Genomic DNA, 5,467 nt, shown 5'->3' on the forward strand with positions numbered 1-5,467 from the left:
AAGTTCAGCCCCCACGTGAAGGAGGCGGTGGTGATCGGCGAGGGCCGGCCCCACGTGGTGGCCCTCATCCAGATCGACCTCGGCAACGTGGGGAGCTGGGCGGAGACGAGCCGGCTGCCCTTCACGACGTTCAAGGACCTCGCCCGCAAGCCCGAGGTCTCCGCGCTGGTCGCTGAGGCGGTGGCCCGGGTCAACCATGACCTGCCCGAGGTGGCGCGGGTCCGCGCTTTCGGCCTCTTCGACAAGGAGCTGGACGCGGACGACGGCGAGCTGACGCGGACGAACAAGGTCCGGCGTGCGACGATCCTGGACAAGTACCGCGAGATGATCGAGGAGCTCTACGCGCGGGACGGGGCGGGGGACCGCGTGGCGATGGGAGACGCGCGATGACCGAGCACCTCGTCTTCATGCTCCAGCTCGTCATCACCGGCATCGCGGTGGGCGGCGTGTACTCGCTGATGGCGCTGGGGTTCGTGCTGATCTTCAAGGCCTCGTCGGTGGTCAACTTCGGGCCGGGCGAGCTGGTGCTGTTCGGGGCCTACGTGTCGTGGGCCACCATCCTCAACATGAAGATGCCGCTCTACCTGGCCCTGCCCGTGACGCTCGTCGTGGCGATCCTCCTCGGCCTCGTCATCGAGCGAGGGATCCTGCGCCCGCTCATCGGGGAGCCGATCATCTCCGTCATCATGGTCACGTTCGGGTTCGCCAGCGTGATCCGGGGTGTGCTCAACATGACGTGGGGCAGCGACACGCGGCCGTTCCCCGTCCTGTTCTCGCCCGAGCCCTTCCGCCTCGGGCCGGTGCCCGTGTCGCCCGTGCACCTGTGGAGCTTCGTCGTCGTGCTCATCCTGCTCCTCGCCTTCTCGATCTTCTTCCGCTTCTCCCTCACCGGGATGGCGATGCGGGCGACGGCGGACAACCAGCAGGTCGCGCAGTCGCTGGGGGTGAGCGTGAAGCGGATCTTCGCGCTGTCGTGGTGCATCGCCTGCGTGGTGTCCACGCTGGCCGGGATCATCCTCGGCAACGTGCGCGGGGGCGTGGACTTCTCGCTCGCCGACCTCGGCCTCAAGGTCTTCCCGGTGGTGATCCTGGGGGGGCTCGACAGCGTGGCGGGGGCCATCATCGGGGGCGTGCTGATCGGCGTGCTGGAGAACCTCTCCGGCGGCTACCTCGACCCCATCTTCGGCGGCGGGGTCAAGGAGGTGGCGCCCTTCGTGATCCTCGTCCTGATCCTCATGCTCCGCCCCTACGGCTTCTTCGGCAAGGCCGAGATCGAGCGAGTCTAGCCCATGAAGTGCGGGGGGTTCAGGGTCAGCTACGGGAGCGACGAGCGCATCTTCGACACCGCGCTGCCCATCGTCGGCCTCGTCCTGCTCCTCGCTGGCCTCGCGGTGTTCCCGCCCTTCGCCACCACGTACTGGATGGACGTCCTCAACCGGATCGGCATCGCGATCATCGGGGCGATCGGGCTCAATATCCTGCTCGGCTTCACCGGGCAGATCTCGATCGGGCACGCCGCGTTCCTGGCCGTCGGCGCCTATTCCACGGCCATCCTCGAGGTCAACGTCGGGCTGCCGTTCTTTCTCGCCATCCCGCTGGGGGCCCTCATCACCTCGGGGTTCGGCCTGATCTTCGGCATCCCTTCCCTGCGTCTCAAGGGCCTCTACCTCGCGATCGCCACGCTGTCCGCGCACTTCATCACCACCTTCGTGATCGTGCACTGGGAGAGTATGACCAAGGGCGTCGTCGGGCTGTCGGTGCCGCCCGCCGTGGTGTTCGGTCTTCCGCTGGACTCGGACTTTCGGATCTTCTACCTCATCTACGCCCTGGTGGTTCCCGCGATTCTCTTCGCCAAGAACCTCTTCCGCACCCGGGTGGGCCGGGCCTTCATCGCGGTGCGCGACCGCGACGTGGCGGCGAGCGTGATGGGCGTGAGCCTGCTGCGCTACAAGCTCCTCGCCTTCATCGTCAGCTCGTTCTACGCGGGCGTGGCGGGGGGGCTCATGGCGCATCACTCGCGCATCCTCTTCCCCGACTCCTTCACCCTGCTCGTGGCCATCGACTACCTGGCCATGGTCATCATCGGCGGCATGGGCAGCATCGTCGGCTCCATCTTCGGGGCGATCTTCATGACGCTCCTGCCCGAGGTGCTGAAGCTCACCGCCACCTCGCTCACCGGGATCTACCCGCAGGCCTTCGGCTTCATCGCCTCCGTGCGGGACGTCGTGTTCGGCCTCGCCGTGATCTTCTTCCTGATGTATGAGCCCCTGGGGCTCGCGCGCATCTGGGTGCGCTTCCGCAGCTACTGGCAGCTGTGGCCGTATTCGTATTGACCCCTCACCGAAGGAGGACGCTATGAGCCGTGCGCTTGGCCCGCTCGTCCGGTTGCTTCTCGTCGGCCTCGTCGCCCTCGGCCTCGCCGCGGCGCCCGCCGAGGCCCAGGCCCCCATCAAACTGGGCAACCTCGTGGACCTCACCGGCCCCACCTCGGACCAGGGCAAGGACATTGCCAAGGGCCGCAACGATGCCGTGCAATGGTTCAACGAGAGGGGCGGCATCCACGGCAGGAAGATCGAGCTCGTGAGCGTGGAGTACGGCTTCCAGCCGCCGCGGGCGGTGGCCGCGTACAAGAAATTCGTGGAGGACGAGAAGGTGCTCCTCGTCCTCGGCTACGGCACGCCGGACACCGAGGCCCTGCGGCCGTTCATCACCAAGGACAAGATGCCGTATCTGTCCGGCTCGTACTCCGGCCACCTGACCGATCCGCGGCAGACGCCGTACAACTTCCCCGGCGGCATCGACTACACGAGCCAGATCCGCATCTTCCTCAACCACGTGAAGGAGACGTGGAAGGACACGAGCCGCAAGCCGCGCGTGGCCTTCATCTACGCGGACAACTCGTACGGCCGGGCGCCCATCGAGGCGGGTCGCGCCTACGCCAAGGAGATCGGCATCGACCTCGTGGATGAGGAGATCATCCCGACCGTCGTCGTGGACGCCACCTCCCAGCTCCTGACCATGCAGAAGAAGAGCCCCGACTTCGTGTACGTCAACACCAATACCCAGTGGGTGCCGGTGGTCCTGAAGGACTCCTACAAGCTCGGGCTCAAGGTCACGTACGTGATCAACAACTACGGCATCGACGAGCGGACGCCCAAGCTGGCGGGAGACGCGGCGGAGGGCGTGCTGGGCATCCAGGACGTCGCCTACTGGGGTGAGAACGTCTCCGGCATGAAGACCCTCATGGAAGTGCACAAGAAGAACCATCCCAACGAGACCCCGAACTCGCCGTACATGCGCGGTTGGCTGTGGGTGATTGTGGCCGCCGAGGCGATCAAGCGGGCGGGGCCGAACCCGACGGGCGAGGCGGTGAAGAACGCCCTCGAGAGCTTCAAGGAGTTCGACACGTGGGGGCTCACCCCGCCTTTCACCTATACCAACGAGGACCATCGGCCGACCAATCGCGCGCGGCTCGTCCAGGTCAAGGGCGGCAAGATCGTCCAGGTCCGCGAGGTCTCCGTCGACCGCGACATGAAATGGATCGGCAAGTAACGCGCGCCCACTAGCCTAGGGCGAGCCTCCTCCCTCCCTCTCCCCACCGGGAGAGGGCAGGGTGAGGGGCCGCCGCAACGCGAGAGAACACCTTGCTCAAGCTGAACAACATCCAGGTCATCTACAGCAACGTCATCCTCGTCCTGAAGGGCCTCTCTCTCGAGGTCCCCGACGGCCAGATCGTGGCGCTGCTGGGCGCCAACGGCGCGGGCAAGACGTCCACGCTCAAGGCCATCTCGGGCCTGCTCAAGACCGAGGCCGGCAAGGTGACCGACGGCAGCATCGAGTTCCTGGACCGGCGCATCGACGGGCTCGATCCCGAGGACATCTGCCGCCTCGGCATCGTCCAGGTGATGGAGGGGCGCAAGGTCCTCGAGAGCCTCACCGTGGAGGAGAACCTCCGCATCGGCGGCTACACCCGGCGGGAGCCCGCGGGCGTGCGGCAGGACATGCAGATGATCTTCGAGTACTTCCCGCGGCTCGTGGAGCGGCGGAACCAGCTCGCGGGGTACCTCTCGGGCGGCGAGCAGCAGATGCTGGTGATCGGGCGCGCGTTCATGGCCAAGCCGCGGCTGATGCTGCTCGACGAGCCGTCGCTCGGCCTGGCCCCCTTGCTGGTGCGCGAGATCTTCGAGATCATCCAGAAGATCAACGTCGAGCGCGGGACGACGTTTCTCCTCGTGGAGCAGAACGCCCAGATCGCCCTGCGCATCGCGCACTACGGCTATATCATGGAGAACGGCCGCATCGTCTTCGACGGCCCCGCCGACAAGATGCGCAGCAACGACGACGTGCGCGAGTTCTACCTCGGCCTCAGCGAGGCGGGCCGGCGCAAGAGCTTCCGCGACGTCAAGTTCTACAAGCGCCGCAAGCGCTGGGTGTTCTAAGGCGCTCCCCCCAGGTTCGAGTGCGCCGGCGACGCCGGCGCGCGGAGCCTTCGAACCTCGCGTCTCTCCGACACCAGTTGGCGCGGGTGGGACACCCCGTACCCGAGGCCGGTCGGCGCGCTCAGCGGTTCTGAAACTCCGGGATCACGTCGCGCGCGAACCAGCGCAACTGCTCCTGGAACTCCCTCGCCGAGAGCCCTTCCGCCCAGTGGATCATGAAGTCTTCGAGCCCGGGATACTTGGCCTCGATGGACTTGATGCCCTCCACGACGAGGGACGGCGGACCGCAGAACCATGCCTTCTGCTGGATCCCGTCGGCGAGCGACGGCACGCGCGCGGGCGCGCCCGGGGTGCCCCACGTACGGCCCTGCGCGTCCGCGTAACGCACGAAGCCGAACGGCGCGAACCACTTGTAGCGCTCGTCGTGCGACGGCTCGACGCGACGCTTGCCCTCCTCGGGCGTGTCGGCGAGGTAGAGCCCGGCGCCCCAGATCATGTCCTCGCCGAGCTGCTTCGGGCGGCCGTATTTCGCGCAGGCGTCGCGGTACGCCTTCACGACGTCGTCGAGGATCTTCTCGCCGTTGAGGGTCACCATGGCCTTGAAGTTCTTGCTGGCCATGTAGTCGATGGATTTGCTGCTCGCGATCGGCATCCAGATCTCCACGGGCAAGTGTTTCGGCCGCGGCACACACGTGATGTCGGTGAGCTGGTAGCCGCGGTACTCGACGGCCGGAGGGCAATCGTACCGCTTGCCCTGGTGGGTGAACGCCTCCTCGTTGAAGCACTTGAGCAGGAGGTCGATCTGCTCCTCGAACAGCTCCCGGTTCGCCCCCTGGTCGATGACGGGCGCCCCGAACGTCTCGACCTCCCGCGAGTGGTAGCCACGTCCCACGCCCATGATCACGCGACCGTCGGTGACGATATCGGCCATCGCGTAGTCCTCGGCGAGACGGATCGGGTGCCACATCGGGACCACGTTGAAGGCACAGCCGAGCTTGAGCCGCGTCGTTTGGGTCGCGAGCCAGAGC

At 66.6% G+C, this 5,467-nt stretch carries 6 protein-coding genes; 5 read left to right on the plus strand and 1 reads right to left on the minus strand.

Annotation, left to right across the window (positions count from 1 at the left end; translation table 11 throughout):
- From VGT00_03450 to VGT00_03470, 5 genes are all read left to right on the plus strand, one after another.
- The coding region (locus tag VGT00_03450; GenBank protein HEV8530453.1) for a long-chain fatty acid--CoA ligase at positions 1–390 on the plus strand (390 nt) is incomplete at its 5' end.
- Entirely contained in the window at positions 387–1,286 is a 900-nt protein-coding gene (locus tag VGT00_03455) for a branched-chain amino acid ABC transporter permease (protein ID HEV8530454.1), read from the plus strand. The genes VGT00_03450 and VGT00_03455, both read left to right, overlap by 4 nt.
- A gap of 3 nt (positions 1,287–1,289) precedes the next feature.
- Complete coding sequence (locus VGT00_03460) at positions 1,290–2,333, plus strand: branched-chain amino acid ABC transporter permease (protein HEV8530455.1); 1,044 nt, start codon at positions 1,290–1,292, stop codon at positions 2,331–2,333.
- A 22-nt stretch (positions 2,334–2,355) separates the two neighbouring features.
- Complete coding sequence (locus VGT00_03465; protein ID HEV8530456.1) at positions 2,356–3,552, plus strand: ABC transporter substrate-binding protein; 1,197 nt, start codon at positions 2,356–2,358, stop codon at positions 3,550–3,552.
- Between the two features lie 92 nt (positions 3,553–3,644).
- On the plus strand, positions 3,645–4,439 hold the full coding sequence (locus VGT00_03470) for an ABC transporter ATP-binding protein (protein ID HEV8530457.1): 795 nt from the start codon (positions 3,645–3,647) through the stop codon (positions 4,437–4,439).
- Positions 4,440–4,560: 121 nt separating this feature from the next.
- Here VGT00_03470 and VGT00_03475 read toward each other — a convergent pair.
- Positions 4,561–5,467, minus strand: a 907-nt coding sequence (locus tag VGT00_03475; GenBank protein HEV8530458.1) for an LLM class flavin-dependent oxidoreductase, incomplete at its 5' end; no start/stop codon positions are given.

It is taken from the genome of Candidatus Methylomirabilota bacterium, from assembly GCA_036002485.1.
In the GTDB taxonomy this organism is placed as follows: domain Bacteria; phylum Methylomirabilota; class Methylomirabilia; order Rokubacteriales; family CSP1-6; genus AR37.

Excerpts from the sequence above, each read along its gene's own strand:
- VGT00_03465 (HEV8530456.1), top strand. The coding sequence starts at position 2,356 with ATGAGCCGTGCGCTTGGCCCGCTCGTCCGGTTGCTTCTCGTCGGCCTC.
- VGT00_03460 (HEV8530455.1), top strand. The coding sequence starts at position 1,290 with ATGAAGTGCGGGGGGTTCAGGGTCAGCTACGGGAGCGACGAGCGCATC.
- VGT00_03455 (HEV8530454.1), top strand. The coding sequence starts at position 387 with ATGACCGAGCACCTCGTCTTCATGCTCCAGCTCGTCATCACCGGCATC.